The organism is Collinsella aerofaciens, assembly GCF_015557435.1.
Taxonomy (GTDB): domain Bacteria; phylum Actinomycetota; class Coriobacteriia; order Coriobacteriales; family Coriobacteriaceae; genus Collinsella; species Collinsella aerofaciens_Z.
Window position 1 is genome coordinate 1 of sequence record NZ_JADNOH010000028.1, and the last position, 1,267, is coordinate 1,267.

Consider the following 1,267-nt stretch of genomic DNA (forward strand, 5'->3'; position numbering starts at 1 on the left):
GGCCCGAAAGAAAGGTAGGAGGCCATGACGAAAGGTCTGCACGTGCCTTCCGAGATCGGCAAGCTCAGGAAGGTCTGCCTGCACCGTCCCGGCGACGAGCTCCTCAACCTGCCGCCCGACGAGCTCGAGCGACTCCTGTTCGACGACGTCCCGTTCCTGGAGGTCGCGCAGCAGGAGCACGACACCTTCGCCCAGATCCTGAGGGACCAGGGCGTGGAGGTCCTCTACCTCGAGAACCTCGTCGCCGAGGTGTTCGACCAGGTCCCCGGCGCCCGCGCCGAGTTCACCGACCAGTACATCGCCGAGGCAGGCATCCGCGGCCAGCACATGCCGCAGATCGTCCGCGAGAAGCTGGACTCCATCGAGGACAACCTCGAGTTCGTCAAGAAGACCATGGCCGGCATGACCAAGGCCGAGATCGACATGCCCCTCACGGCGTCCACGACCCTCGACTCCCTGGTCAACTCCGAGTCCGAGTCCGACCTGATCATCGACCCGATGCCCAACCTCTACTTCACCCGCGACCCGTTCGCGGTCGTCGGCGAGGGCGTCAACCTCAACCGCATGTACTCGGTCACCCGCAACCGCGAGACCCTGTACGGCAAGTACGTCTTCAAGTACCACCCCGACTACAAGGACGTCTCGCTGTACTTCCGCCGCGACTGCCAGTTCCACACCGAGGGCGGCGACGTGCTGAACATCAACGAGAAGACCCTCGCCGTCGGCATCTCCCAGCGCACCCAGGCCGCCGCGATCGACGTCATGGCCCAGAACATCTTCTGGAACTCCGACTCCAAGGTCGAGCGCATCCTGGCCTTCGACATCCCGGTCTCGCGCGCCTTCATGCACCTCGACACGGTCTTCACCCAGATCGACGTCGATAAGTTCACGATCCACCCCGCCATCATGGGCACCCTGCACGTCTACGAGCTGACCGCCGGCAAGAACCCGGGCGACGTGAACATCCGCCTGATCGAGGACACCCTCGAGCACGTCCTGGAGGACGCCACCGGCGTCGACCAGGTCAAGCTGATCCCCTGCGGCGGCGGCGACCCGATCGCGGCCTCCCGCGAGCAGTGGAACGACGGCTCCAACACCCTGTGCGTCGAGCCCGGCAAGATCTGCGTCTACGCCCGCAACACCGTCACCAACGACGTGCTGTACAAGGAGGGCCTGGACCTTCTCGTCGTGCCCTCCGCCGAGCTCTCCCGCGGCCGCGGCGGCCCGCGCTGCATGAGCATGCCCTTCTGGCGCGAGGACCTCTAAG

At 65.4% G+C, this 1,267-nt stretch carries 1 protein-coding gene; it reads left to right on the top strand.

What is annotated here, in order from left to right; genetic code table 11:
* The first annotated feature begins 24 nt into the window (after positions 1–24).
* The gene (gene arcA / locus I2G43_RS02395) at positions 25–1,266 is read left to right on the top strand and encodes an arginine deiminase (protein WP_195534946.1); all 1,242 of its coding nucleotides are present in this window, start codon (positions 25–27) and stop codon (positions 1,264–1,266) included.
* Position 1,267 lies beyond the last annotated feature (1 nt).

Bases quoted from the DNA above. Each gene is read 5' to 3' on its own strand.
- arcA (WP_195534946.1), top strand. From the start codon at position 25: ATGACGAAAGGTCTGCACGTGCCTTCCGAGATCGGCAAGCTCAGGAAG.